This window comes from Streptomyces sp. NBC_00620, assembly GCF_026341825.1.
Taxonomy (GTDB): domain Bacteria; phylum Actinomycetota; class Actinomycetes; order Streptomycetales; family Streptomycetaceae; genus Streptomyces.
In genome coordinates, this window is the sequence record NZ_JAPENY010000001.1 from 733,019 (window position 1) to 758,321 (window position 25,303).

The following is a 25,303-nucleotide window of genomic DNA, read 5'->3' on the forward strand; positions in this document are numbered from 1 at the left end:
ACCGTGCCGACAGCCCTGCCGACACAAGAAGCGGGCGTGCCCCTCCCAAGGGCACACCCGGCAATCGACTGCATGTATCGAATACGCAAGCGGAAGATACGGTTCGCCCTGCCCGTACGTCCAGCCGATTCAGCCCAGCCGGTCCGCCAGCTTCTTGAAGTCCGCCCAGGACAGCGCGGGTTTGCCGGGATCCCACAGCTTCTGGACCGTCGCACGCAACGGCATCCTGATCCCCGCCGCCACCTGGTCCTGGGTCTGCGAGCCCGCGAGATCGCACCACACCGCGAAACTCCCGCCGAGGATCTGCCCGTCGTACTTCGCGGGGACCGGCGTCGTTCCGCGCACCACGAGCGGGGTCCACTGCTCGTAGATGCGCTGCCCGGTCGGGTAGACGAAGGTCTGCGGCTCGCCGAGGACGTAATAGAGGTACTCGTCGTTGTAGTTGATCAACTCGCGCCCCGCGCTGAGGTATTCGACGGGTTTGCGCGCACCGATCTCCTTGCCCGTCCAGTACGCCACCTGCAGATCGCTGTCGGCCTGCACCTGGCCCCCGGGGAAGAACCCGTCGTTCCAGGCCCGCAGCGTCCGGTCGTGCCCGCGCATCACCTCGGCGCGGTCGTTGAGCCACCCGGTCGCGAGGTCGGCGATGCCGGCGCCCGCGCCGTAGGTGTTCACGGCCGCGGTGGCCAGCTGCGGGTAGGAGGCCGCGGGGTTCGCGACCGTCAGCGCCCGGTACTCGTCGCCGCCGAGGTGCCAGTAGGCGCCGGGGAAGAGACCGGCGTACTCGTTCAGCAGCTCGTCGACGAGGTCCGCGGACGCCTGCTGGGAGATGTCCAGAGAGCCCTGCGAGGCGACGCCCTGCGCGTTGCGCAACTGGAGGTCGGGGTGCGCGGCGAGGACCGCGCCCAGGTGACCGGGCGAGTCGATCTCGGGGACGACGGTGATGTGCCGGCTCGCGGCGAGGTCGAGGATCTCGCGGATCTGCGCCTTGGTGAGGTGCTCCTTCGACACGATCTCCGGGTGCGTGTCGGACTCGATGCGGAAGCCCTGGTCGTCGGAGAAGTGCAGGCCGAGCTGGTTGAACTTCAGGTCTCCCAGCTCCCGGACCCGGTCCTCGATCCAGTCCGCCGTGAAGTGCTTGCGCGCGATGTCCAGCATCAACCCGCGCTGCGGCTTCGCGGGCCGGTCGCGTACGACGCCCTCGGGCGCCGTGCCGCCGCCGTTCACCTCCTGCTTGAGCGTGCGCGTGCCGTAGAAGACGCCCGCGTCGCCGGGGGCGGTGATCGTCACCCGACCGTTCTTGACGGTCAGGGTGTACGACTCCACGCCCGAGGTTCCGTCGTCGAGGCCCAACTCGACGTCCCCGGACCGGGGTTCCGTCTCCCCCGCGTACGACATCTTGAGCTCTCCGGCGAGCAGCCGGCCCTCGTCGGCGAGGTCACTGTCGGCGACGACCACGCGGGCGCCGGTGGCGGGGCGCCAGCCGGGGCCCCTGGCGGGGGTGTGTTCGCGTACGGCGGGGATGGTGCGGGGGGTCTGGGACAGGGGGTACGTCCGTGTCGGCGAGGGAGAGGCGCTGGTGGGCGCCGTCGGCCCGACGCTGGACGCGCTCACCGACGTACCGCCCGTCGGCACCTGCGCCCCCGCCGGCTCGCCACTGTCCCCGGCGGGCCAGAACGCGACGGTGAGCGCGGCGGCCCCGGCCACGACGACTCCCCCGCCCGCCACCAGAACCCACCCAGTCCCCCGCACCGGCGCACGCCGCCGACCGGGGCTCACGGGGCGACGCTCCGCAGGGCGCCGACTCCGGCGACGGCCGGGAGTTTTTCGCCCCCTCCGCCCCTACCCGTCCCTTGTTCCTGGGGGCTCCGCCCCCAGACCCCCGTATCGGCCTGAACGGCCTCGTCCTCAAACGCCGGACGGGCTAGAAATAGCCCCTCCGGCGTTTGAGGAGCGGGGTCTGGGGCGGAGCCCCAGGAACGGGACGGGAAGGGGCGGAGGGGGCGAAAACCCCAACCACCCGCACCCGCACACCCGATCCCCGCCACATCACACATCACGATCCGCATCACGCCGCTCACTTCGCCACCGAGGTCGCATCGCCAGGTCGTACAGAACCAGTTCGTAAGTCCCCCTCAGTGAACCTAGGCCCCCTTCCCCACCCCAACCGTCCACCACACGTTCCGAAACACTCCCGTCCGGGTGAAATTCGGGCATCCGTCGGACAGCTCCCGACACTCCTCGATAGCGTGAGCATCACAACTTTCCCTCCTTCCCCTGCCGAACCACACGTGACATCCGCACGTGACGCCCACCGGATGTCACGCGAATCCCACCGCCGAGGACACACGCTGCCCCCGCACCGTCTCCCCCACCTCCCCGAGCAGAAGAGCGCGGCGCCGTCCCCGCCCGCCCGCCCGGAGCGGTTCAACACCGCACCCGCCGACACGGTCGAGCGCGCCCTCCTCACCTGCTGCCGCAGCCTGCGCTGGGCCCACCGCCTGGTCGAGCACCGGCCCTACCCGGATCTGGACGCGCTACTCGCCGCGGCCGACGAGGCGGCGTACGACCTGACGCCCGCCGACCTCGCCGAGGCGCTGGCCGGCGAGTCGCTCACGCTGCTCCCGGACGGCGCGTACTCCGCCGCCCACACCGCACTGAGCGCCGCGCACGCCGCGTACGAGAGCCGCTTCGGGCACGTGTTCGTCATCTGCCTGGACGGCTTCGCCCCGGACGAGGCCCTCGACCAGGTGCTCGCCGGAATCCGCTCCCGCCTCGCCAACGACCCCGAGGAGGAGCGCGTCCTCGCGGCCGAGGAGCTCAGGCGACTCGCCCGGGGCAGGCTCACCCGCCTTGCAAACATGTTCGAAACGGACAGGGACGGCGACGGGGACGGCAGCGGAGACGGCAGCTGGGCCGACATGGGCGAAGAACCCGGAATCGTCGAAACGCATGGATTCCGGGCGGCCCGATAGCCCGTACGTGCCTGTTTGATTGCCTGTTTGATCACACCAGTGGGGCCGCTGTAAGCGTTCCGACAAAGCGTCGCTACGATGGCCAGGGCCGGTGGACCGTACCCGGCCGGGCCCGTCCGACACCGAAGCCGGCGCGGCCCCAATCCCCGCTCCCGGAGGGTTTTCCGTGCCGGCTGGAACGCTGTACCGCGGCCGGGAAGGAATGTGGTCCTGGGTGGCTCATCGAGTCACCGGCGTCCTCATCTTCTTCTTCCTGTTCGTACACGTGCTGGACACCGCTCTCGTTCGTGTATCCCCCGAGGACTACGACAAGGTCGTAGCCACGTACAAGACGCCGCTCGTCGCGCTGCTGGAGTACGGCCTCGTCGCCGCCATCCTTTTCCACGCGCTCAACGGCCTGCGTGTCATCGCCGTCGACTTCTGGTCGAAGGGCCCGCGCTATCAGAAGCAGATGCTGTGGTCCGTCGTCGGTATCTGGGTCGTGCTGATGGTGGGGGCCCTTTACCCCGTCCTCGGTCACGCATTCCGCGAAGTCTTCGGGAGCTGACGCAGATGTCCACCACTGAAACCGCCGCATCCGGCATCGGCCCCGTCGAAGGCGCGGGCGAGTTGTCGACGTACAGCGTCGACAACCCGGCGCCGCTCATCGAGGCCCCGCGCAAGCGGACCAAGAAGACCCCGAAGTCGACCCGCGGCAACTTCGAGATGTACGGCTGGCTCTTCATGCGCCTGTCCGGCATCGTCCTGGTCGTCCTGGTCCTCGGCCACCTGCTCATCCAGCTCGTCCTCGACGGCGGCGTCTCCAAGATCGGCTTCGCCTTCGTGGCCGGCCGCTGGGCGTCCCCCTGGTGGCAGGTCTGGGACCTCGCAATGCTGTGGCTCGCGATGCTGCACGGCGCCAACGGCCTGCGTACGGTCATCAACGACTACGCGGAGCGCGCGAACACGCGCCTGTGGCTGAAGGGCCTGCTGTACACCGCCACGGTGTTCACGATTCTGCTGGGCACGCTGGTGATCTTCACCTTCGACCCGAACATCCGCTAGGCACGGGGCTGAGGCAACCACTCATGAAGATCCACAAGTACGACACCGTCATCGTCGGCGCAGGCGGCGCCGGTATGCGCGCCGCGATCGAGTCGACGAAGCGCAGCCGCACCGCCGTGCTGACGAAGCTCTACCCCACCCGCTCCCACACGGGCGCCGCGCAGGGCGGCATGGCCGCCGCGCTCGCCAACGTGGAAGAGGACAACTGGGAGTGGCACACCTTCGACACCGTCAAGGGCGGTGACTACCTGGTCGACCAGGACGCCGCCGAGATCCTGGCGAAGGAGGCCATCGACTCGGTCCTCGACCTGGAGAAGATGGGCCTTCCCTTCAACCGGACGCCCGACGGGACGATCGACCAGCGCCGCTTCGGCGGTCACAGCCGCAACCACGGCGAGGCGCCGGTGCGCCGCTCCTGCTACGCGGCCGACCGCACCGGCCACATGATCCTCCAGACGCTCTACCAGAACTGCGTGAAGGAGGGCGTGGAGTTCTTCAACGAGTTCTACGTCCTCGACCAGCTGATCGTCGAGGTCGACGGCGTCAAGCGGTCGGCCGGTGTCGTGGCGTACGAGCTGGCGACCGGCGAGATCCACGTCTTCCAGGCGAAGGCCGTGATCTACGCGTCCGGCGGCACCGGCAAGTTCTTCAAGGTGACGTCGAACGCGCACACGCTGACCGGTGACGGCCAGGCCGCGGTCTACCGTCGCGGGCTGCCGCTGGAGGACATGGAGTTCTTCCAGTTCCACCCGACCGGCATCTGGCGCATGGGCATCCTGCTGACGGAGGGCGCCCGCGGTGAGGGCGGCATCCTCCGCAACAAGGACGGCGAGCGCTTCATGGAGAAGTACGCGCCGGTCATGAAGGACCTCGCGTCGCGAGACGTGGTCTCCCGTTCGATCTACACGGAGATCCGTGAGGGCCGCGGCTGCGGCCCCGAGGGTGACCACGTCTACCTGGACCTGACGCACCTTCCCCCGGAGCAGCTGGACGCCAAGCTCCCGGACATCACCGAGTTCGCGCGCACCTACCTGGGCATCGAGCCGTACACGGACCCGATCCCGATCCAGCCCACCGCGCACTACGCGATGGGCGGCATCCCGACGAACGTCCAGGGTGAGGTGCTGAGCGACAACACGACCGTGGTTCCCGGTCTGTACGCCGCCGGCGAGGTCGCGTGCGTGTCGGTGCACGGCGCGAACCGCCTCGGCACGAACTCCCTCCTCGACATCAACGTGTTCGGGAAGCGCGCCGGTATCGCCGCCGCCGAGTACTCGGCGAAGGCCGACTACGTCGAGCTGCCCGAGGACCCGTCCTCCCAGGTCGTGTCGCAGGTCGAGCACCTGCGCAACTCCACGGGCACGGAGCGCGTCGCAGTCCTGCGCAACGAGCTGCAGGAGTGCATGGACGCCAACGTGATGGTGTTCCGCACCGAGCAGACGATCAAGACGGCGGTCGAGAAGATCGCGGAGCTGCGCGAGCGCTACCGGAACGTCTCGATCCAGGACAAGGGCCGCCGCTTCAACACGGACCTCCTGGAGGCCATCGAGCTGGGCAACCTGCTCGACCTGGCCGAGGTCATGGCGACCTCCGCACTGGCGCGCAAGGAGTCCCGCGGCGGTCACTACCGCGAGGACTACCCGAACCGCGACGACGTCAACTTCATGCGCCACACCATGGCGTACCGCGAGGTCGGCGACGACGGCACCGAGTCCATCCGTCTCGACTACAAGCCGGTCGTCCAGACCCGCTACCAGCCGATGGAGCGTAAGTACTGATGGCAACACCGACCCTGGACAAGGCGGAGCCCGCCGACAAGCCTGAGGCAGGCTTCGCCGACTCCCCGTACATCACCGCCACGTTCCGCATCCGCCGCTTCAACTCCGAAGTCTCGGCGGAGGCGACCTGGGAAGACTTCCAGCTGGAGATCGACCCGAAGGAGCGCGTCCTCGACGCCCTCCACAAGATCAAGTGGGACCAGGACGGCACCCTCACCTTCCGCCGCTCCTGCGCGCACGGCATCTGCGGCTCGGACGCCATGCGCATCAACGGCAAGAACCGCCTTGCCTGCAAGACGCTGATCAAGGACCTCAACCCCGAGAAGCCGATCACGGTCGAGCCCATCAAGGGCCTGACGGTCCTCAAGGACCTGATCGTCGACATGGAGCCGTTCTTCCAGGCGTACCGCGACGTGATGCCCTTCCTCATCACGAAGGACACCAACGAGCCGACCCGGGAACGCCTCCAGTCCGCCGAGGACCGCGAGCGCTTCGACGACACCACGAAGTGCATCCTGTGCGCGGCGTGCACGTCCTCGTGCCCGGTCTTCTGGAACGACGGCCAGTACTTCGGCCCGGCCGCCATCGTCAACGCACACCGCTTCATCTTCGACTCGCGTGACGAAGGGGGTGAGCAGCGCCTGGAGATCCTGAACGACAAGGACGGCGTCTGGCGCTGCCGCACGACGTTCAACTGCACGGACGCCTGCCCTCGAGGTATCGAGGTCACCAAGGCGATCCAGGAAGTCAAGCGGGCGTTGATCACTCGGCGGTTCTGAGGTTTTTGGTCGTACGTCACTGTGGGCCCCGTTCCCGGTTTGCAAGCCGGGGGCGGGGCTTCGCGCTTGCCGGCACCTCACACGGCCAACGCCGCCCGTATCTGCTTGAGGGTCACCTTGTGCGTGACGCAGTCGGCGAGCCGCTCCAGCTCCGGGCGCCCGGCCCCACCCGCAAGACGGGCGAGTGCCTGCACACCGGAGCCCGCGACCGTCGCCTTCACCCGCGGCCGCTCGACCAAGGCGCCGAGGACACGCACGGTGCGCGGGTGAGCCGGCAACAGAGAGAGCAGCAGGGCGAGTCCCCGTATGGCGGGACGGTTGTACCGGTCATACGCGCCATCGGAGCCGCCGGCGCCCTCCGCGGCCCGCTCCAGCCACACCTCGGCGGTGCGGCGAACCCTCTCCGGGCCGAGGGCGTCGGTCAACTCGGCGGCGCGCCGGTCCCAGGCCCGAGTGTGGGCACCACCGGGCACGGCCAGCAGATGTCGTACGAGGACGATCCATTCCGCCCCGAGCGTGGGCAACTCGGCAAGCACCGAGTCGGCCCAAGGCTCACCGGGGTTGAGCACGGGCTCGGTGAGACGCTCCAGGATCGACGCGGTCGGAACGTGATCCCAGAAGCCCTCCAGCTCGGACCGGCGGAGCAGGCCCACGACTTCACCCGAGAGGGACCGCCCCGCGTCCAGAAGTGCCCCGCTCAGGACCCACAGCTCGTCCATCGTCTGCGCGTACCAGTACCGCTCGGCCCACTTCTCCAGCAACGCGTTCCAGGCATCGCACCAGGCGCCGGCGGCCGACGTCCTCGTGACCAGGGCCAGCAGCACAAGTCCCCGCTCCCGGCCGTCGCCCACGCCACGCGTAGTGCCGACGTACTCGCCGAAGGCCTGGGCGAGCACCTCGCGATCACCCTGGGGCATCGTCCGCAGCACGGCACCCACGCCGACCCCCTCGTGCTCCGCCGACGAGAAGAGCAGCACCTGCGCGAGCTTGTCCAAGTCACCCTTGCCGACCAGCTCTTGGACGTACTCCACCCTCTCCCCGGCCTCCCAGGGCGACATCACGAGATCCATACCCCCGACGCTAATACGCGCCACTGACAACGACCGGCCGCGCACGACAAAACGCCGGTTCCCAGGACCTGGTTGTGGTCCCTGGGAACCGACGTGAGCCGGGGCCCGCATCGGCCATCGGCATCATCGCCGTGCCGGGTGCGGGCCCCCGTCGTCTGGGGCGGCATCAGCCGCGCAGCACACGACCCTGCTTGTCCGTGCGGTCGTTGCTCGTGAAGAACAGGATCGCGTCGATCAGGGCCCATATGCCCAGACCACCGCAGGTGAAGAGCTGGGCGATGGCCACGCCCGTGGAGCCGACGTAGAAGCGACCGGCACCGAGGCCACCCAGGAAGAGCTGGAGGAGGCCCGCGGTGATCTTGGACTTGTCGGACAGGGGGCGGCCCTGGTGGTCGACGCCGAACGGTGCGTCAGGGGTGGGGACAGACATGGAAGTTGCTCCTGGGATGACCGATGAGAGACCGGAGCGGAGTGCTCCGGGGGAATCCAGGAGGGAACCCATGGCAAAAAACGCCTACTTGCGATGACGTATGACGAACCGCGCCATCCCCCCTGTGACGTCGGAAGCATAGAGAAACTGCAGGGGAGGGTGGGAGAGAGAACGCTAGATCGTTCTGGATCGTTCCTGTTCCGTGATCAAATTCTGGCCAATTCTCAGCGAAGTCATGGCCGACAGACAGGCAAGGGCCCTTGCCTCAACACGGGTGCCCTCAGGGCGACTCATCCGGCTCACCCTGCTCACACGACGTTGCGGGCCACGGTCCATGCCACGGCCACCACCAGCACCAACGCCTGGGCCCGCGGGCTCAGCGTCGGACGCCAGCGACGCCCTCGCATCCCTTCCACGAACCAGCGCCCCAACAACACCAGCGCGAACGGGGAAGCCAGCAGGAGCATCCTGTTGTCGTGCCAGGCTGCGGTGAACTGGCCATGCATCAGGTCGTACACCATGCGGGTGCCGCCGCAGGCCGGGCAGAGCAGCCCGGTGAGGTAGCGGAACGGGCACTGGGGCAGCAGATGCCCCGGCTCGTGCGGATCGGTGCCGTAGAGATAGCCGGCGCCCGCGACCCCGGCGACGAACACCGCAAGGGGTGCCGTCGCCGGGTGCCGCAGGACGGTCCCTCGCCCGGACCCGGGCTCAGCCACGCAGGATCCGCCCCTGGGAATCCGTGGCGGTGTTGCCGGTCAGCAGGAGGATCCCGTCGATCAGGGCCCAGATGCCCAGACCACCGCAGGTGAAGAGCTGGGCGATGCCGATACCGACGCTGCCTATGTAGAAACGCCCGATGCCGAGGCTGCCGAGGGTGAGCTGGAGAATCCCCGCGACGATCTTCGACTTGTCGGAGTACGGGCGGCCGTAAGGGTCGTAGCCGTACGGGGCGTTGGGGTCGCCGGTGTACATGCCGGGCGGCACGGCACCCATGGGGTAACCCTGCTGCGGGTAGCCGTACGGCCCGGGCTGCTGGTACCCGCCCGGCTGCTGGTACGCCCCCGGACCCGGCTGCTGGTAGGCGCCCGCCTGGCCGGCCCCGTACGGGTTCGCACCGTCGGGCGGGACAGGACCGGGGTTCGGATAGCCGTAGCCGGGCGGCTGGTCCGAGGGCTGCTGGGGCTGCTCGGGGGGCTGGGGCTGCTCGGTCAAGGGGGTCACTCCTGATCTTCGCGCGAGGGACGCTGGGCACGCTTGTCGGCCATGTGGCCGACAAGGCTGTCGGTCATACTGCAGGAGCAGAGGGCCGGGAGAGAAGTCGGCACAGGTCGGCATCCTGAGGACCGGGCGACTCAGAGCCCCAAGGACGCCCATCGCCCCGGCTGCGCCTTGATCTCTTCCAGCAACTGGTTGAACAGCTCCTGGTCGTAGAGAACCGCCGCGGAGCCCTCGGGGACGCGCACGCCGTTGATCACAGCGGTGGGAGTCCCCGGGCCCCGCGGATCGTCCTCACCGGCACTTTCGTAGGCCTGCTCGGACTTGGTCACGAAGTCGCGGTACTTCATGGTCTTGACGGCGGAGTCGAAGGCCTGGCCGCGCAGCCCGTCGACCTCGCCGGCCAGCTCGAGGAGATACGCCTCGGTGAAGCCGTCGACGACTTCCTCGGGCTGGTTCTCGTAGAGCACGGCGTGGTACTCGGCGAACTTCCCCTCCTCCAGCGCGGCACGCAGGGCGTTGACCGCCTTCTTCGAGCCGCTGCCTCCCATTCTGTCGTCCAGGAAGGAAGCCAGGGTGTACTCGGCCTTCACCTCACGCCGTTCGGTCAGGGCGCGCAGCGCGGGCCCGCCGCCCGTCGACTCGAACTCCTCGCAGTAGGGGCAGCGCGGGTCCTCGTAGAGGTGGACGGTCAGCGAGGCCTCGGGATCCCCTACGACGATGGTGGTGCCGTCCGCGTCAAGCTTCTCGGGCAACTCCCCCAGACCGGCGTACGCGGCTGTCCTCTCCGGCTCCGCCTGCCCTGCGCGTTGACCGCAGCCGCCCAGGAACAACCCCAGCACGCCGGTCACAACGACCGCCGCGAATCTTCCCCCACCACCACGCACGAGCAACTCGCGTCCCTCCCCGGATCACGCCGGACAGTAGAGCACGCGCGCGTATCCCTGCCATTGATATCTGTCGGCAGGCGACCGCCCTCGGGCCGGGAGCGATCTCCCGGCCCATGCCTGTCCATAGCTGTCGCTCGGCTTCAGAGCTGGCTCAGGATCGTCGGGTCCGTGATCTCCGTGTCCTTCGCGAGCATCATCGCCTTGCTGAGGATGACGGCGAGCGTCCGGTCGCCCTCGAAGGGCAGGTAACCGGTCTGCGGGGCGGTGCCGCTCGACTTCGGGACGATGCACAGGTACTGGTCGTTCGGGCTCATCAGGATGTTGCCTGAGCCGAGGTGGATCTTGTACGTGTGACGCTCGCCCTTGACGTGCAGGAATCGGCCTTCCAGGGTGCAGCGGTCGGCTATCGCGAGGCGGGGTATCAGGCGGTCGAGGAGGAGGCGGCGGGTCTCGGCGCTCTGGTTCAGCTCACCGAAGCCGTACGAGGACCAGTACTCCTGGAAGCGGCCGCCGGGGCCGCCGTCCTGCCAGGTCGGATCATTGCCGACGCTCGCCACGCCCACGAACAGGTCGACGTCGCGCAGGACTTCGGAGAGGACCAGGACCGGGATCTCGCTGAGGGGAAGAGGCTCGACGGGGTCCTGCCCGTCACGCAGCCACATGCTGTACTCGCCGCCGTAGCAGGAAGCCCAGTTCTCCGGGGCGTTGATCGGGTAGAAGCGGACCTGGTCCGTGCGCAGCCGCAGATAGCTGCCGGACTCGGTGGTGTCCTCGCCGTACTCCTCGCCGTCGCCCTCGATCCAGTACTCGGCGCGCAACCCCCACTGCGGCAGCTCACGGCTGGCCGGCGGTGCCGAGTCGTCGACGCACAGGCGCAGCTTGTTGCGCCAGCCCCTGATCGCGGCAAGGGAGTTGAACTGGTGCTGGCGCAGGACGTGCGCCGCGAACCGGTTCGAGTACGTGCCCGTGGTGCGCTCGGCGTCGGTGAGCAGGTACACCTCGCGGTGGGCCTGCTTGAAGGGCTGGGTGATCGCGTGCCGCTCCAGCCAGTCCCGCCAGGCGACGATCTCGGCGGGTTCGCGTCCCACGGGATGCCAGATCTCGACCTCCGCTGCTCCGCTCACCGGGTCGTCGGTGAGGGTGCGCAGCTCACCGTCGGCGAATCCGGCCGGGGTGCCGTCAACGGTCCAGAGAAGGCGGCGGGCCAGGGTGCCGACGAGGGGGTGGTCGAGGTAGCGCTCGCGCCAGGTGGCGTACGTCCAGGTGCGACGGGCGAGGAACTGCCGGTCGAGGCGCTCGCTCTGGGCCGACAGCATCTTGTCGATGTCCTTGACGGCGGCCTTGAGTTCCTTGAGCTCGTCGGCGTGGTCCCGCTTCACGGCTGCGGGCACACTCTTGACCGCCTTGCCGGCGGCCCTGCGCCAGCTCAGCACCGCTTTGCCGCCGTGGACGTCGAGGAGGGCGGTGACCTCGCCGAACTGGTGGCGGGCACGGCCCACCTCGCTGAGCCCGTACGCCGGGACGGCCAGCTCCTCGATCTCCTCCCGGCTCAGCCCGAGTGCGGTGGCCCGCGCCTCCAGTGCGCCGTCGAGCAGCTTCGCGGTGTTCTTGTACGTCACCCGGGTGGCCAGCCGGGCCAGTTCGGCGAGGGCGGACTCGCTGTCGATGCGGGCGAGGGCGATCACGCCGGCGTTGGCGACCTTGGGGTTGCGCGGTCCGAGCCCCGCGACCTTCCTGAGCGAGGTCTCTACGAGCACGCCGAGCGCCCGGGCCGTGTCGGGGTGGGGCGGGAGGAGGGAGAGCAGCCAGGCGAGTCCGCGCAGGGCGTCGGCGTTGTAGGGGTCGTAGGCGCTGTTGATGTCCGGTTCGTACGTCTGGCGTTCGAGCGGGAAGGTCCGGGGGCGGCCGACGAGGGCGAGCCAGGGCAGCACAGTGTCCCGGACGTGGTCCGCGCCGAGAGTGTCGATGAGGAGGCGGGCCTGCTTGTCCCACTTGGCGGTGGGTTTGGACGCGGTGGCTGTGATGGCGTGGGAGAGCAGGGCGTGCCAGAGGTCGCCCGGTCCGGCGATCTGTTCCATGGCCCGCTCGGCCCACTCCTCGCCGACGTTGAGGACGGGGTCCGGGAGCTTCTTGACCAGCTCGGCGAGGGAGTCGGAGCGGTAGGCGACCATGGCGGTGCGGCGGAAGACGGCGACGACGGCGGGCGGAAGCGGTCGGCCCGTCGCGAGCTCCGCCTCCGCGAGGACGTCGAATCGGCTGGCGTACCAGAAGGAGTGCCGTCCGCCGAGCGTCACCAGCTCCGCCAGGCGCTCGGTGGGGAGGAAGAAGTCGTCGGGCAGATCACGGCCGATGATGCCGAGCAGCATCAGCACGTTCGGCCGGGCCGCCGACTCCTCGGTCAGCGAGTGGAAGCGGTCCACCAGCGCGTGCGCGAGACGCTGCCGTTCTTCCAGAGGCAGGCTCCGCAGAAGCTCGAGGATCTCGGCCCAACCGCCACCCCAGTGGCCATTGCTGGAGACGGCCGCCTTGAGTACCTCGTCGGCGAGCTTGCCCATATTCCCCGCGTCGGCCTGGTTCCGTACCCGCTGCAGGTGGGATCGAGGAGTGTTCGTCATCATCCACCCACCAGGGCGACGAGCTTGAGAAACGTGACCTCGGTGCCCATCAGCAGCTCGATCTCCTCGTCGAGATCGGTCACTTGCCGGTCCCCGACGAGCAGCAGGAAACCATTGCCCGCGAACGCCTTGAGCGCCAGCTCGGTCTGGGCATCGGGATCTATACGCCGCGGAGTCCGCAACGCGTACCCGTTCAGCACGCGCTCCGCGTCCTCCGGCTGCACAAGCCCCTGGAACACCCTCGGCATACGCGCGTTGTACTCGGCGACCTCCTGAAAGACCCGCCGCCGGATCAACTCACGCGCACTGAGCCGCTCCTCGGCGATCTCGAGCCCCCAGCCCGCGCCCCGGCCCCCACTGGTCGTCTCGTCGACGAACATCACCATTCCCATGCCGCCGACAGTACGAGGCACCACTGACAATCACGCGGCCCGCGAGAAGCCGAGACTCCCGTCGATCGACTCCGATGCGGAGCTCAAGGTTGCCCCCATGCGGCGGAGTCTCGCGTGCCGACTCAGCGCACCCATGGGATGTCACCCGCCTCCCCCCAACGGGTGACCCCCACGGTCAGCCCCCGAGCCGCCCGAAGCGCACCCACCTAATCTGACGACATGTCAGATGATGAGTCGTACGAGCTGCTCGGTTTCGACAACATGCTCCTGCCCGTCGGGAATCTCGACGAGGCCGTCGGTTTCTACGAGCGGGCCGGCTTCCCCGTCGCGTTTCGGCTCGACGAGGCCGGGATCGCCCTGCTGAAGGTGGGGAAGGAGACGCCGGGGGTGTTGCTGCGGCTGGACGAGGAGTTGAGTCGGCGGGCGCCGGTGTGGGCGTCGCCTCGGGTGTGGCTGGAGGTGCGGGACGCGCGGGCCGTGGCCGGGGTGCTGGCTGCGGCGGGTATCGAGGCCCTCGACGCGCCCTTCCGCGGCGCCACCGGATGGACCGTCGAGTTCGCCGACCCCTGGGGCAACGTCATCGGTCTCACCGACTACAGCAAGCGGCCGGAGCTCAGCCGGCAAGCGTGACCACCCTCACCCCGCCCCACCATCTCCCTCGACTTGAACATGTTCAAAAGCGGGTCTACATTCTTTCTCGACAGCGTTTTGAACGCGTTCAAGAAAGCATGGAGGGGTGGGGACATGGACCTCACGGTCGTCTCGTACGTCATCTATCTGCTGGTCAGCATCGCGCTGACCGTCTGGGTGGCGCGCACGCTCAGCCACAACGGGCGGATCTTTCTGGCCGACGTGCTGCACGGGAACGAGAAGCTCGCCGATGCCGTCAACCACCTGCTGGTGGTGGGCTTCTACCTGGTCAACCTGGGCTTCGTCGCGCTCTACCTGAACGGGGACGACGAGATCGGAGACGCCCGCGAGGTCTTCGAGGCTCTGTCGACCAAGCTCGGTGTGGTGCTGCTCGTGCTCGGGGTCATGCACCTCGGCAACGTGTACGTGCTCAACAAGATCCGGCGCCGGGGCGTCATGGAGCGGGAGCAGCTGCCGCCCGTCGCGCCGACCGACTGGATCGCTCCGTCGGCCGGGGCGTGACCCCGATGGCCGGCATCCCAGCCACCCGGGACCGGGACGCCGCGCGCGTCCCGGTCCTCGGGCTCACCGTCCTGTACGACGCCCAGTGCTCGCTCTGTACCTTCCTGCGCGACTGGCTGGGCAAGCAGCCGCAGCTGGTGCCGCTCCGGTTCGTTCCGGCCGGGTCCGCCGAGGCCGGGGAGCGGTTCCCGGCGCTGGACCAGCGGGCCGCCCTCGAGGAGATCACCGTCGTGGGGGACGGCGGACAGGTCTACCGGGGGTCCGCCGCCTGGGTCGTATGCCTGTGGGCGCTGCGCGAGCACCGGCCGCTCGCTCACCGGCTGAGCACACCGGCGGGTGCGCACCTCGCGAAGGGCGCGATGCTCGCCGCCGCCAAGTGGAGGGACAGCCGAAAGGCGGGAAGCGGCGGCTGGAGCGGCAGCGGCTGGGGCGGGAGTGCCTACTACAGCGGTGACGGATGGGTCTACCACCCTCAGTCGGGCTGGACCTACAACCCTCCGACCGACTGGACCAACACTCCTCCGGCAGTCCGGACCGACAACCCTCCCGCAGGCCGGACCAACACCCCTCCCGCAGGCCGGACCGACAACCCTCCCGGCTGCGACAGCGGCACCTGTTCCACTCGTTAGGCTCCTTCTCGTGCCAGTACCGACAGACAGCCCCGGCTCCGACAAAACGCTCCCTCCGGAGAAGGGCCCTGAAAAGGGCCCCGCCAAGAGCGAGCAGACCCGCGCCCTGATCCTGGAGACGGCGATGCGGCTGTTCCAGGAACGGGGGTACGACAAGACGACCATGCGGGCCATCGCCCAGGAGGCCGGGGTCTCCGTCGGCAACGCGTACTACTACTTCGCCGGCAAGGAGCACCTGATCCAGGGCTTCTACGACCGGATCGCCAAGGAGCATCAGGCGGCGGTCCGGGAGGTACTGGACCGGGAGACCGATCTGGAGGCCCGGCTCGGCGGGGTGCTGAAGGCGTGGCTGGACATCGCCACGCCGTACCACGAGTTCGCGGTGCAGTTCTTCAAGAACGCCGCCGACCCGGACAGCCCGCTCAGTCCCTTCTCCCCCGAGTCGGAGCACGCGCGCGAGGAGGCCATCAGCGTTCACCGGGAGGCGCTCGCCGGGGCCAAGACCAAGGTGCCCGAGGAACTCCGCGAGGCGCTCCCCGAGTTGATGTGGCTCTCCCAGATGGGACTCGTCCTGTACTGGGTCTTCGACCGGACCGAGGGACGCGAGCGCAGCTACCGGCTCGCCGAGCGCGGCGCCCGCCTCACCGCACGCGGCGTCTCCCTGGCCCGTTTCCGCATCCTGCGGCCGCTCGTCCACGAGGTGCACGAGCTGTTCACGGACTTCCTGCCGGGGATGACGAACGCGCTGCCGGACCCCGCGAAGAAGCGCTGAGGGGCGTGCTCCGGAGAACAACCCTCCGGAGCACGCCCCTGCACTTCGGCCAACCCCCTCAGTTGACGGCGTCGACCTCCCCGTCCGCCAACTCCACGTCGTGCACCAGCGGTTCATCGGTCACGACCACATGCCGTGCGCGGGGCGCGTACGAAGGAGCCGTCGCGGCCACCAGATAGGTGCCCGGGACCGGGACCGAGACGATGTACGAGCCGTCCGCCAGGGACGTCACGCGATCGAGCTGGCGGCCGCCCTTCGAGAGCAGCAGGATGACCGCGCCGTCGACCGGGGCGCCCTCCCCGTCGCGGACGAAGCCGTGGACCACCGTCGCGCCGGACGAGGCCGCGGCAGGGGCGGGCCCCGAACCGTCCTCCTTCGGCTCCACGGCCAGATGCGGCAGCCGCTTCTCCAGTCCGGCGGGCAGCCACCAGTTGGACTTGCCGAGCAGATGCATCGCGGCCGGCACCAGGGCCGTACGGAGGATGAAGGCGTCCAGTGCGACGGCTGCCGCCAGGCCGACTCCCGCCATCGCGGCGCCCGTGTCGCCGCTCAGTACGAAGGCCAGGAAGACGCAAACCATGATCAGGGCGGCGGAGTTGATGACGCGGCTGGTCTCCGCCAGGCCGACGCGGACCGCCCGTGCGTTGTCCTTCGTGTGCACCCATTCCTCGTGCATCCGGCTCACCAGGAACACCTGGTAGTCCATCGAGAGGCCGAAGAGGAGCGAGAGCATGATGACGGGCAGGAAGGAGTTGATCGGGCCTTCCTTGCCGAGGCCCAGGATGTCCAGGCCCCAGCCGTACTGGAAGACCGCGACGAGTACGCCGAAGGACGCGGCGGCCGCGATCAGGTTCATCACCGCTGCTGTCAGCGGTACGACGATCGAGCGGAAGGCGACCATCAGGAGCAGGAAGCCCAGGCCGATGATCGCCAGGACGAAGTACGGCAGCCGGTCCGCGGTCACGGACGAGAAGTCCTTGGAGACCGCTGTCACGCCGCCGACATGGGCGGTGACGCCCGCTTCCGGGATCACCTGGTCGCGCAGGGTGTCGATGAGCTCGTCCGTCTCCACGGACTGCGGTGACGTGGTCGGCACGACCTGGATCACCGTGACGCCCTGGCCGGGCGGCAGGGCGACCACCTGGGCGACGCCCTCGGTCTCGCGGATGCCGGTGACCAGGGCGGTGGTGTCGGGGCTCTCCGTGACCACCTGGAGGGGGCCGTTGAAGCCGGGGCCGAAGCCCTCGGCCAGCAGGTCGTACGCCTGTCGGGTCGTCGACGACGCATCGTCGTTGCCCTGGTCGGTCGTGCCGAGCCGGAGCGACAGCAGAGGCAGCGCGAGGACCGCCATGACGACCACGGCCAGCGCGGCGACCTTTCGCGGGTGCCGCTCGACGTTCGCGGACCAGCGCACCGCCAGGCCGCTCGTACGGTCGGGCTGCGGTCCCTCGGCGGCGAGCCTGCGCCGCTGGCGGCGGCTGAGCACCCGGGTGCCGAGCAGGCCGAGCAGTGCGGGCAGCAGGGTGATGGCCGCGAGGACGCTCAGCACGACGGTGACCGCCGTGCCGACGACCACGCCGTCCAGGAAGCGCATGTTCATCACGAGCATTCCGGCGAGCGCGATGACCACCGTGCCGCCCGCGAACAGCACTGCCCGGCCCGAGGTGTTGAGGGCCGTGACCGCCGCGTCCTCCGGCTTCTCGCCGCGCATGATGCCGCGCCGGTGCCGGGTGACGATGAACAGCGCGTAGTCGATGCCGACGCCGAGACCGATCAACGTGGCGAGGAGCGAGGCGAGTTCGGGCACGTTCGTGACATGGCTGAGGAGCTGGGTCGAGAACATGCCGGTGCCCACGCCGAAGATGGCGATGCCGATCGGCAGCAGCATCGCGAGGAACGAGCCGAAGGCCAGGTACAGGACGATCGCGGCCGCCGCGACGCCCACCAGCTCGGCGAGGCCGGTCGGCGGCTCCTGGACCCGCTGGATCGCCTGACCGCCCAACTCCACCTCGAGGCCCGCACGTTCGGCGTCCTGCGAGGTGTCGACGACGTCCTGGACGAGTTCCTTCGGTACCGCGTTCGCCTGCTCGGCGAAGGTGACCTGGGCGTAGGCGATCCGCCCGTCCTCACTGATCTGCGCGGCGCCCCCGGCCGCGTACGGGTTCGTGACGTCGCCGACGCCCTTCATCTTGCCGATCTCGACGAGCGCGGGCTCGATCCGGGACCGTACGGACTCGTCCCGCACCGATCCGCTGTCGACCTTCCACACCACCGTGTCGGTGTCGCCCGCCCGCTCCGGGAAGGCCTTCTCCATCAGGTCGTACGCGCTCTTGGAGTCCGTGTTGGGAAGAGAGAAGGTGTCCGCATAGTTCGTGCCCGCGGCCGAACCCGCGAAGCCAAGTCCGAACAGCGCCCCCACCCACAGCAACAGGACCACCAGCCGGTGCCGATAGCACCACCGTGCCAATGTCGCCACGCTCAACGCTCCTTCGTCGGGTCCCCCGGGTCCTGAGCCCTCAGGATCTCCGCACCTCCCTCCGCAGGGCACCGCCCGCCCATGACTCTCAAGGAACTCCAAGGAGAGGGAACGGGCCCGTTGTCAGTGGGGGCGCGGATACTGGGGGCATGACCGCTCTGGAGGGGGCCACCGTCCTCGTCGTCGAGGACGAGCCGAGCATCGCCGACGTCCTGACCATCGCCCTGCGCTACCACCGCTTCGAGGTGATGGTGGCGAGCACAGTCCGCCAGGCGCTCACGCTCGCCGAGCGCACCCGCCCCGACGCGGCGCTGCTCGACGTGATGCTGCCGGACGGCGACGGGCGGGCGCTGGGCCGTGAACTGCGCCTGCGGCAGCCGAACCTGGCGATCGTGTTCCTCACCGCGCGGGACGCGCCGGCCGAGATCGTGGGCGCGCTCGGCTTCGGCGACGACTACATCACCAAGCCGTTCAACATCGACGAGGTCGTCGCCCGGATCACCGCCGTACTGCGCCGCACGCGCCCGGCGGACATCCTGCCGGAGCGGCCGCCCCTGCGGTACGGCGATCTGGAGCTGGACGAGACGACGTACCGCGTGCACCGCGGGGACCGCACGGTGGAGCTCACCCCCACCGAGTACGCCCTGCTGCGCTTCCTGGTCCGCAACGGCGGGCGGATCGTCCCCAAGGAGCAACTCCTGCGCCACGTATGGCAGTACGAGCACTCGGCCGAGTCGACCGTCGTGGAGACGTACATCAGCTATCTGCGCCGCAAGCTGGAACCGCTGGGGCCGCCGGTGATACAGACCCGGCGGGGCGTCGGATACGGGCTCGCATGAGTGTCTGGCGCGTGGTGATACCGCCCGTGCGGATCCGCCGTCCGCACAGCCACCACGGGATCCACTCGCTGCGCGGCGGACTGACGCTCGCGAACGTGGCGCTGCTGGCCCTGGGCATCATCATGGCGACCGCCGTGAGCCTGATGGGCATGCGGCACTACCTGCTCGACCAGGTCGACGCCGAGCTGGTCAAGACACGCGACTCGCTGGGCAGTTCGCAGCTCACCATGCGGCAGATCGACTCGCTGAGCGCGCTGGCGTTCATACGCGACCGGCTCGTACCGCAGACGGACGAGTCGCCGAAGCCGGACTCGATCTACGCGGCGGTCGACACGCACGGGGCGGTCATCGCGATAGGCGGCATCAAGCCGACCGACGCCCAGCGCGCACTGGCCGCTGCCGTGGACAACCCGCGCGCACTCGTCGGCGACACCGAACCGCAGGACATCAACGTGAACAGCGCCGACTACCGGGCGACCGGGACGCGGCTCGCGGACGGCACGTACGTCCTGCTCGCCAACTCCACGGACGGGCTGCACACGGGCATCGCGAAGGCGCTGAAACTCGATGTGGCCTTCGGGACACTGCTGTTGGCGCTGCTCGGATGCCTGACGATGTTCAGCGTGCGCCGCCGGATGCGGCCGCTCGAGGACATGGTGGAGACCTCGTCGGCGATCGCCGAGGGGGATCTGACCCGGCGGGTGCCCTCCAACCGCCATCCGACCCAGGAGGTCGAGCAGCTGCGGATCGCCCTCAACTCCATGCTCCACCAGGTCGAGTCGGCGCACCGGACGCGTGAGCAGAGCGCGGCCCAGCTGCGCCGGTTCGTCGGGGACGCCTCGCACGAGCTGCGCACACCGCTGTCGGCGATACGCGGCTACCTCCAGCTGATCGAGAAGGGCATGCTGCCCGATCCGGCCGAGCGCAGGCGGGCCTGGGACCGGATGCACGCGGAGGCCGACCGCATGGGGCGCCTCGTGGACGAGCTGCTCACCCTGGCCCGGCTCGACCAGCGGCCCGAACTGCGCTTCAAGAACGTCGACTTGAGCCGTCTGGTCCGGGACGCGGCGGAGGATCTGCGGGCCCAGCAGCCGGACCGCCCGGTGACCGTCGGCGCCGACGGCACGCTCCTCGTGCACGCCGACGAGTCGGGGCTGCGGCAGGTGCTCGGCAATCTCGTGGGCAACGTACGCACCCATACGCCCGCGGAGGTGCCGGTGCGGCTCGGTCTGGAGCGCGAGGACGGTGTCGTACGACTGTGTGTCGCGGACGAGGGTCCCGGTCTCGCGGCGGACGACGCGGCGCGTATCTTCGACCGGTTCTTCCGGGCGGGCGGCGGGGCGGGCAGCGGGCTCGGCATGGCGATCGTGCAGGGTGTGGTGACGGCGCACGGGGGCGAGGTGGCGGTGCGGACGTCGCCGGGTGCGGGGCTGGCGGTGACGGTGTCGCTGCCGGCGCGGCAGCGGGCTTGAGCGCGCTTGTCGGGCCCTTGCTCGGCCTGCGCGAGTTCGCCTGACTAAATACGGATCACGTGGTTGTCGTCGCCACGCGCCCTGGTGAGAGGTCGGATGAGGGCCGTCACGCGGACGACGCCGCCACGACCACCCACACCGTCTTCCCGTAGCGCCCCCGGCTCCACACCCCCCACGCCTCGGCGATGCTCTCGACGATGTGGAGCCCGCGGCCGGTCTCCTCCCACTCGGCGACCGTCCGCAGCCGGGGTTCGGTGAAGCCTTCGTCGGAGACCTCGATGAAGCAGGAGCCGTCGGCGAGGGCGGTCACCGCGACCTCGAACTCCCGCTCAAGGAGCGGGCCGTGGCGCACCACGTTGGTCGCCAGCTCCGAGACGAGCAGGACGGCGTCCGCGAGGACCGGGTCGTCGATGCTGTGGCCCCAGTCGGCCAGATGGTCCCGCACCCGGTGCCGGGCGAGACCGACGGATGCCGGATGCCGGGGCAGCCGGAACGAGTTGCGTCTCAGCACATCGACTCCTCACCCCGCACACATCTCCGACACATGATGCTGCGTTGAGCGAGGGTGCGCTGTCACTCGGGTGAGTACCGACCCACAGGATCACGACACTTGTCATACTCGGGAGATCGCGCCACTTGTCATATCCAGCTCAGCCGCCAGAGGCGGAAGACACCGGTCCCGTCCGACAGATACTGGCCACCGCCGACGTCCTCACTGCTGAGCACGTACTCCTTGCGCTGCCACAGGGGAATCAGCGGAACATCGCGGGCCACGACGTCCTGCAACTCCCGGAAGTCGGCGGTGGTGACGCTCCGGTCCTCATTCTTCTGAGTGGCCAGAATCAGCCGGTCGACGTCCTTGCTGCTGTACCCGTTCTTCATGCTGTTGCCGGTGCCGACGAGCGGGGCGCTGAAGGTGTCCGCGTCCGGGAAGTCGGCGACCCAGCCGACCGCCCATGCGTCCAACTCCCCGTCCGCGTAACGCTTCTGGAAGTCGGTCCACTCGTACCCCTTGGTCTCCACCGCGAACAGCCCGCCCGCCTCGAGCTGCCGCTTCAGCTCGGCGGCCTCCTCCTTCGCGACGCCCCGCCCCTCGGCATACCCGTAGGTGAAGCGGACCGGCAGCTGCACCCCGGCCTCCTCCAGCAGCGCCCGCGCCTTGTTCGCGTCGGGCTTGGGATTGGCGTCGAAGAACGAGGTCGAGTGGCCGGTGATGCCGGTGGGGACGAGCCCGTACAGCGGATCGGTGGTCCCTTTGTACGTCTCGCTGACCAGTTGCTCGCGGTTGATCAGCGCGGCGATGGCCTGACGTACACGGCGGTCGTGCAGTGGCGAGTCCGCGCGGACATTCAGCACGAGATTGCGGCTCTCGGGGCTGTCGGCTTCCGTGACCCGCTGATTGGGATCGCTCGCCGTGAGCTCGGAGAGCACCTCGGGGGGCAACTGACGGGTGGCGACATCGAACTCCTCCGCCTTCCAGGCCCTGTTCAGCGCCTGCGAGTCGGCGTAGTAGCGCAGCTCGATGGGCCGGCCGGTGTCCTTGACGGCGCCCTTGTAACGCGGGTTGGGATTCAGAACGGCGCGCCAGTTCTTCGTATACCTCTTCAGCACATACAGCCCAGTGCCGTCCGCACCGGTGTCCGTGCGCAGACCGTCCTTCGGATAGCGGGTGTGGTCGACGATCGAGCCGGCGCCGGTGGCCACCTTGAACGGAAAGGTCGCGTCGGGCGAGGACAGATGAAAGGTGACCGTCTGACCACTGGCGTCCACGGAACCGAGCGTGCCGAAGAGACTGGCGGGACCCACCTCGGAGTTGATGTCCTTCACCCGGTCGAAGGAGAACTTCACATCCTCGCCGGTCATCCTGAGCCCGCTCGGAAACGTCAGGTCGTCGCGCAGCGTGCAGCGGTACGTCCGCAGCCCACTCCCCACGAAGCCACAGCTCTCCGCCGCGTCCGGCACAGGGGTGGCACCCCCCGGCTCGAACGTCAGCAGCGTCTGGAACACATTGCTGAACAAGGCCCAGGACCCGGCGTCGTACGCACCCGCCGGGTCGAGCGACGTCACCACATCCGTCGTCCCGACCGTGATCGTCCTGTTCCTGTCCCCCTGCGACGGCAACAACTGCCAGCCGCCGACTCCCGCGCCCGCCAACACCAACAACGTCGCAAGAATCCGTATGCGAACGGATCGCATCGGTTGCCTCCCCAGGCCCCGCCCCCGCGCCACTCCCCAGTGACGCGGGTCACCTAACCACAGGAGTTTCAACCGAGGGAAGAGGTATCGGGTGGCTCAAATCGGCTTGTGGGTAAGCGAGTTACCGCGGGGAGTCATGGGGGTTTCCCCTCCGGACAGGAGAGGACGGCGTCGCTGCGACTCAGCGCCGGCGCTCGCGGTTCACAAAGTGAACCAAGGCAAGCAGCACCGCGAGAGCCCCGACAAAGCGGCTGACGAGCTCGAACAGATCCTTCTCCATCCCGTCCCGCAGTCCCAGCAGACCGGCCCACCCCGTCCACCGCAGGATGAGGGAGTAGATCCAACCGACCAGAGCCAAAGGGGCCAGTACGACGGCGAACCGGCCCTCACCCGAAGTACGCAGGGCAAGCAGGCTGCTGTACACCTCTCGCACGTCGAGCAGCGGAGGCTGCCCCTCCTCACCCCGAGCCCGGGCTTCATGGACGTACCAGAGCGCGGCACCGGCCAGGCACAGGCAAAGCGCGACGATGGCCAGCGCCCTCGGGCCGGATCCCGCCTGTTGCCAGGACGTCCACATCCATACGAAGGACCCGGCCCACATCACCCCACCCGACAGGCAGCAGGTCCTGATCACCCTGTCCCACCCGGAGGTCGCGCGGCGCAGGGTCCCGCTTGCGTGGACGACAAGCAGGATCGACATTGCGATGGGGGCGAGCCGGGCCGCATTCCCGTAGTCACGGAGGTGCTGTTCCGTGGACGACTGTCCGCCTGGGAGATGCCACACCCTGCAGAACGTCCAGAACACTACGAATAGCGCCGCCAGCAGCCAGCCGAGGCTCAGCCTTCCCGCTGCGGACGAGAACATGATCCTTCTGGGCGTGGTCACAAGGCGCCATCAAAGATCAGGAACCTGTGAAGAGCCGGACAGCCTCAGGCCTGCCGCGAAGCCAGCTCCACCACCGTGATGTCCGAGGGCGCCCCCACCCGCGTAGGCGGCCCCCACGCCCCCGCACCCCGGCTCACGTACAACTGCGTGTCCCCGTACCGCTCCAGCCCGGCCAGAGTCGGATTCGCGAGATCTGCGATGAAGTTGCCCGGCCACAGCTGGCCTCCGTGGGTGTGGCCGGAGAGCTGGAGGTCGACGCCGTGTTCGACGGCGTCGTGGATCTGGACCGGCTGGTGGGCCAGCAGGACGCTCGTCCTTGACGTGTCCCGGTCGCCGAGCGCCTTGGTGAAGTCGGGGCCCTGGCCCTCGCTCTCGCCCGCCACGTCGTTCACCCCGGCGAGGTCGAAGGCGGGCAGCTCCACGCGAGCGTTCTCCAACGGGCGCAGACCGAGCCGTCGTACCTCCTCGACCCACTGCTCGGCACCGGAGAAGTACTCATGATTGCCGGTGACGAAGAACGCCCCGTGCCGGGCCTTGAGCTGGGCGAGAGGAGCAGCCGCGGGCCCGAGATCCTTCACACTGCCGTCGACCAGGTCACCGACCACCGCGATGAGATCGGGCTGGGTGGAGTTGATGGTGTCGACAACACGCTGCGCGAAGCCACGCCCAAGAACCGGCCCCAGGTGGATGTCGCTCACCACCGCAATCCGGAACCCGTGCGCGGACCGAGGCAGCTTGGCCAGCGGCACGGTCACCCGCTTGACCGAGGGCCCACGCAGAACGCCGTACGTCCCGTACCCAACAGTCCCTACCGCCGCAGCAGCCGCGACACCCCCGACCACCCGGGAGACAAAGAGACGCCGAGACGGCCCGCCTCCCGCAAAACCGTCAGAAGGGGACGTACCGGAACGTCCGCCCGCAGCGGCTGGCGCGTCAACGCCGCCACCCTCTTGAGCAACCGATTCCGCGCCAGCCCGAGGACGGATGCTCCGGTGCGGCCCCGACCCGACGACAACCGCGGGCGGGGCAGACACGTCAGGCTCGGCAGCAGTCCCCCGCCGCTCCAGGAACCGCCGCAGCAACGGCCGTACGACCTCCCCCACAAACAGGGCAAGACCGAGGTAGATGAACAGCGCCAGCCACAGGAACCCGGGCCAGGCCAAGGTCTGCTGGAGCCAGAACGGCGCACCGCCGCGCTCGGCGACGAGAGCCGTGACCATCAGCACGGGCCCGGCGACGAACACGACGGCACCCGCACGGCGGGCAAGCCCCGGCCCGCGGGTCGTGTCGCGCACCAGGCGGCGCCACTCGTACCAGTGCAGTGCCACGATGGCGGCCACCACAGCCACCAGGATGATCACAAAGACGACGACCACGGTCTCGTACCCCCGGTTATGACGACGACGTCTGAGACGACGCCGTCTCGCGCAAGGCGCGGACCCCGCGCAACCCGATGCCCCCGACAACCGTCCCCAACACAAAGGAGACGACGGCGAGCGTCAGGTGCACCCAGAGGTACGCCGTCGGATCCCCCGCGTCGTCGAACGCGAGCCCGCTGCCGTCCTTGAACAGATTCTTGATGAAAGTGATCCAGATGACCCAGCTCCACACCCCGAAGGCGAGCAGGAACCAGGAGACGGGGCGGGTGAGCTTCATGGGTTCAGTATCGCCGTCGCCGGCCGGTACCCGGCGC

Annotated in this window: 25 protein-coding genes; 11 read left to right on the forward strand and 14 right to left on the reverse strand. The window is 69.0% G+C overall.

What is annotated here, in order from left to right; genetic code table 11:
* Positions 1–129: 129 nt before the first annotated feature.
* The gene (locus OG246_RS03280; protein WP_266455534.1) at positions 130–1,707 is read right to left on the reverse strand and encodes a glycoside hydrolase family 20 protein; all 1,578 of its coding nucleotides are present in this window, start codon (positions 1,705–1,707) and stop codon (positions 130–132) included.
* A gap of 611 nt (positions 1,708–2,318) precedes the next feature.
* On the opposite strand from OG246_RS03280, the gene OG246_RS03285 reads away from it, so the two are divergent.
* The 5 genes from OG246_RS03285 to OG246_RS03305 all read left to right on the forward strand — a co-directional run bounded on the left by OG246_RS03285 (position 2,319) and on the right by OG246_RS03305 (position 6,576).
* Positions 2,319–2,975 carry a 2-oxo-4-hydroxy-4-carboxy-5-ureidoimidazoline decarboxylase gene (locus OG246_RS03285; protein ID WP_266455536.1) on the forward strand — a complete coding sequence of 219 codons (657 nt, stop codon included), beginning with the start codon at positions 2,319–2,321 and terminating at the stop codon, positions 2,973–2,975.
* 166 nt (positions 2,976–3,141) lie between these two features.
* Positions 3,142–3,522 carry a succinate dehydrogenase, cytochrome b556 subunit gene (gene sdhC / locus OG246_RS03290; protein WP_266455538.1) on the forward strand — a complete coding sequence of 127 codons (381 nt, stop codon included), beginning with the start codon at positions 3,142–3,144 and terminating at the stop codon, positions 3,520–3,522.
* A gap of 5 nt (positions 3,523–3,527) precedes the next feature.
* The gene (locus OG246_RS03295) at positions 3,528–4,019 is read left to right on the forward strand and encodes a succinate dehydrogenase hydrophobic membrane anchor subunit (RefSeq protein WP_266455547.1); all 492 of its coding nucleotides are present in this window, start codon (positions 3,528–3,530) and stop codon (positions 4,017–4,019) included.
* Between the two features lie 23 nt (positions 4,020–4,042).
* Positions 4,043–5,797 (forward strand): succinate dehydrogenase flavoprotein subunit, encoded by a 1,755-nt coding sequence (gene sdhA, locus OG246_RS03300; RefSeq protein WP_266455549.1) that lies wholly within the window; start codon positions 4,043–4,045, stop codon positions 5,795–5,797.
* The gene (locus OG246_RS03305) at positions 5,797–6,576 is read left to right on the forward strand and encodes a succinate dehydrogenase iron-sulfur subunit (RefSeq protein WP_266455551.1); all 780 of its coding nucleotides are present in this window, start codon (positions 5,797–5,799) and stop codon (positions 6,574–6,576) included. The genes sdhA and OG246_RS03305 overlap by 1 nt, the downstream gene beginning before the upstream one ends.
* 77 nt (positions 6,577–6,653) lie before the next feature.
* Here OG246_RS03305 and OG246_RS03310 read toward each other — a convergent pair whose 3' ends face one another.
* From OG246_RS03310 to OG246_RS03340, 7 genes are all read right to left on the reverse strand, one after another.
* Positions 6,654–7,646: a hypothetical protein gene (locus OG246_RS03310; RefSeq protein ID WP_266455553.1), complete on the reverse strand. Its 993-nt coding sequence runs from the start codon at positions 7,644–7,646 to the stop codon at positions 6,654–6,656.
* Positions 7,647–7,812: 166 nt separating this feature from the next.
* Complete coding sequence (locus tag OG246_RS03315) at positions 7,813–8,076, reverse strand: TM2 domain-containing protein (protein WP_266455555.1); 264 nt, start codon at positions 8,074–8,076, stop codon at positions 7,813–7,815.
* A gap of 308 nt (positions 8,077–8,384) precedes the next feature.
* Positions 8,385–8,792 carry a DUF2752 domain-containing protein gene (locus OG246_RS03320; RefSeq protein ID WP_266455556.1) on the reverse strand — a complete coding sequence of 136 codons (408 nt, stop codon included), beginning with the start codon at positions 8,790–8,792 and terminating at the stop codon, positions 8,385–8,387.
* Positions 8,785–9,288 (reverse strand): TM2 domain-containing protein, encoded by a 504-nt coding sequence (locus OG246_RS03325; RefSeq protein WP_266455558.1) that lies wholly within the window; start codon positions 9,286–9,288, stop codon positions 8,785–8,787. The genes OG246_RS03320 and OG246_RS03325 overlap by 8 nt, the downstream gene beginning before the upstream one ends.
* A 140-nt stretch (positions 9,289–9,428) precedes the next feature.
* On the reverse strand, positions 9,429–10,142 hold the full coding sequence (locus OG246_RS03330; RefSeq protein WP_266455561.1) for a thioredoxin domain-containing protein: 714 nt from the start codon (positions 10,140–10,142) through the stop codon (positions 9,429–9,431).
* Positions 10,143–10,321: 179 nt separating this feature from the next.
* On the reverse strand, positions 10,322–12,799 hold the full coding sequence (locus tag OG246_RS03335; protein ID WP_266455563.1) for a DUF4132 domain-containing protein: 2,478 nt from the start codon (positions 12,797–12,799) through the stop codon (positions 10,322–10,324).
* A complete protein-coding gene (locus OG246_RS03340; protein ID WP_266455566.1) occupies positions 12,796–13,188 on the reverse strand; it encodes a hypothetical protein in 393 nt (130 codons plus the stop codon). Before OG246_RS03340 ends, OG246_RS03335 begins: the two co-directional genes overlap by 4 nt.
* A 219-nt stretch (positions 13,189–13,407) precedes the next feature.
* On the opposite strand from OG246_RS03340, the gene OG246_RS03345 reads away from it, so the two are divergent.
* From OG246_RS03345 to OG246_RS03360, 4 genes are all read left to right on the forward strand, one after another.
* Positions 13,408–13,818 carry a VOC family protein gene (locus OG246_RS03345; protein WP_266455569.1) on the forward strand — a complete coding sequence of 137 codons (411 nt, stop codon included), beginning with the start codon at positions 13,408–13,410 and terminating at the stop codon, positions 13,816–13,818.
* 114 nt (positions 13,819–13,932) lie between these two features.
* A complete protein-coding gene (locus tag OG246_RS03350) occupies positions 13,933–14,340 on the forward strand; it encodes a hypothetical protein (protein ID WP_266455572.1) in 408 nt (135 codons plus the stop codon).
* 5 nt (positions 14,341–14,345) lie between these two features.
* Complete coding sequence (locus tag OG246_RS03355) at positions 14,346–14,969, forward strand: thiol-disulfide oxidoreductase DCC family protein (protein ID WP_266455574.1); 624 nt, start codon at positions 14,346–14,348, stop codon at positions 14,967–14,969.
* Positions 14,970–14,979: 10 nt separating this feature from the next.
* On the forward strand, positions 14,980–15,741 hold the full coding sequence (locus tag OG246_RS03360; protein ID WP_266455576.1) for a TetR/AcrR family transcriptional regulator: 762 nt from the start codon (positions 14,980–14,982) through the stop codon (positions 15,739–15,741).
* A 58-nt stretch (positions 15,742–15,799) separates the two neighbouring features.
* Here OG246_RS03360 and OG246_RS03365 read toward each other — a convergent pair whose 3' ends face one another.
* The gene (locus OG246_RS03365) at positions 15,800–18,208 is read right to left on the reverse strand and encodes an MMPL family transporter (protein WP_266463826.1); all 2,409 of its coding nucleotides are present in this window, start codon (positions 18,206–18,208) and stop codon (positions 15,800–15,802) included.
* Positions 18,209–18,366: 158 nt separating this feature from the next.
* Between OG246_RS03365 and OG246_RS03370 the strand changes: the two genes are divergently transcribed.
* Together OG246_RS03370 and OG246_RS03375 are read left to right on the forward strand one after the other, a co-directional pair.
* Positions 18,367–19,056 carry a response regulator transcription factor gene (locus tag OG246_RS03370; protein ID WP_266455579.1) on the forward strand — a complete coding sequence of 230 codons (690 nt, stop codon included), beginning with the start codon at positions 18,367–18,369 and terminating at the stop codon, positions 19,054–19,056.
* Complete coding sequence (locus OG246_RS03375) at positions 19,053–20,528, forward strand: HAMP domain-containing sensor histidine kinase (protein ID WP_266455582.1); 1,476 nt, start codon at positions 19,053–19,055, stop codon at positions 20,526–20,528. Before OG246_RS03370 ends, OG246_RS03375 begins: the two co-directional genes overlap by 4 nt.
* A 106-nt stretch (positions 20,529–20,634) precedes the next feature.
* Here the strand turns inward: OG246_RS03375 and OG246_RS03380 are convergent, their stop codons facing one another.
* The 5 genes from OG246_RS03380 to OG246_RS03400 form a co-directional block, all read right to left on the reverse strand.
* The gene (locus tag OG246_RS03380) at positions 20,635–21,039 is read right to left on the reverse strand and encodes an ATP-binding protein (RefSeq protein ID WP_266455585.1); all 405 of its coding nucleotides are present in this window, start codon (positions 21,037–21,039) and stop codon (positions 20,635–20,637) included.
* 128 nt (positions 21,040–21,167) lie between these two features.
* Positions 21,168–22,724, reverse strand: a complete 1,557-nt coding sequence (locus OG246_RS03385; RefSeq protein WP_266455587.1) for an ABC transporter substrate-binding protein — start codon at positions 22,722–22,724, stop codon at positions 21,168–21,170.
* 181 nt (positions 22,725–22,905) lie between these two features.
* Entirely contained in the window at positions 22,906–23,589 is a 684-nt protein-coding gene (locus OG246_RS03390; protein ID WP_266455590.1) for a hypothetical protein, read from the reverse strand.
* Between the two features lie 65 nt (positions 23,590–23,654).
* The gene (locus OG246_RS03395; protein ID WP_266455593.1) at positions 23,655–24,986 is read right to left on the reverse strand and encodes a metallophosphoesterase; all 1,332 of its coding nucleotides are present in this window, start codon (positions 24,984–24,986) and stop codon (positions 23,655–23,657) included.
* 16 nt (positions 24,987–25,002) lie between these two features.
* Positions 25,003–25,266, reverse strand: coding sequence for an SCO4848 family membrane protein (locus OG246_RS03400; RefSeq protein WP_266455595.1), 264 nt, complete (start codon positions 25,264–25,266; stop codon positions 25,003–25,005).
* Positions 25,267–25,303 lie beyond the last annotated feature (37 nt).

What these genes read in the sequence shown, in the direction of transcription:
- OG246_RS03340 (WP_266455566.1), bottom strand. Translation starts at nt 13,188, where the DNA reads ATGGGAATGGTGATGTTCGTCGACGAGACGACCAGTGGGGGCCGGGGC.
- OG246_RS03375 (WP_266455582.1), top strand. Translation starts at nt 19,053, where the DNA reads ATGAGTGTCTGGCGCGTGGTGATACCGCCCGTGCGGATCCGCCGTCCG.
- OG246_RS03370 (WP_266455579.1), top strand. Translation starts at nt 18,367, where the DNA reads ATGACCGCTCTGGAGGGGGCCACCGTCCTCGTCGTCGAGGACGAGCCG.
- OG246_RS03315 (WP_266455555.1), bottom strand. Translation starts at nt 8,076, where the DNA reads ATGTCTGTCCCCACCCCTGACGCACCGTTCGGCGTCGACCACCAGGGC.
- OG246_RS03390 (WP_266455590.1), bottom strand. Translation starts at nt 23,589, where the DNA reads ATGTTCTCGTCCGCAGCGGGAAGGCTGAGCCTCGGCTGGCTGCTGGCG.
- OG246_RS03335 (WP_266455563.1), bottom strand. Translation starts at nt 12,799, where the DNA reads ATGATGACGAACACTCCTCGATCCCACCTGCAGCGGGTACGGAACCAG.
- OG246_RS03385 (WP_266455587.1), bottom strand. Translation starts at nt 22,724, where the DNA reads ATGCGATCCGTTCGCATACGGATTCTTGCGACGTTGTTGGTGTTGGCG.
- OG246_RS03355 (WP_266455574.1), top strand. Translation starts at nt 14,346, where the DNA reads ATGGCCGGCATCCCAGCCACCCGGGACCGGGACGCCGCGCGCGTCCCG.
- OG246_RS03305 (WP_266455551.1), top strand. Translation starts at nt 5,797, where the DNA reads ATGGCAACACCGACCCTGGACAAGGCGGAGCCCGCCGACAAGCCTGAG.
- OG246_RS03295 (WP_266455547.1), top strand. Translation starts at nt 3,528, where the DNA reads ATGTCCACCACTGAAACCGCCGCATCCGGCATCGGCCCCGTCGAAGGC.
- OG246_RS03345 (WP_266455569.1), top strand. Translation starts at nt 13,408, where the DNA reads ATGTCAGATGATGAGTCGTACGAGCTGCTCGGTTTCGACAACATGCTC.
- OG246_RS03350 (WP_266455572.1), top strand. Translation starts at nt 13,933, where the DNA reads ATGGACCTCACGGTCGTCTCGTACGTCATCTATCTGCTGGTCAGCATC.
- sdhA (WP_266455549.1), top strand. Translation starts at nt 4,043, where the DNA reads ATGAAGATCCACAAGTACGACACCGTCATCGTCGGCGCAGGCGGCGCC.
- OG246_RS03310 (WP_266455553.1), bottom strand. Translation starts at nt 7,646, where the DNA reads ATGGATCTCGTGATGTCGCCCTGGGAGGCCGGGGAGAGGGTGGAGTAC.
- OG246_RS03400 (WP_266455595.1), bottom strand. Translation starts at nt 25,266, where the DNA reads ATGAAGCTCACCCGCCCCGTCTCCTGGTTCCTGCTCGCCTTCGGGGTG.
- OG246_RS03285 (WP_266455536.1), top strand. Translation starts at nt 2,319, where the DNA reads ATGTCACGCGAATCCCACCGCCGAGGACACACGCTGCCCCCGCACCGT.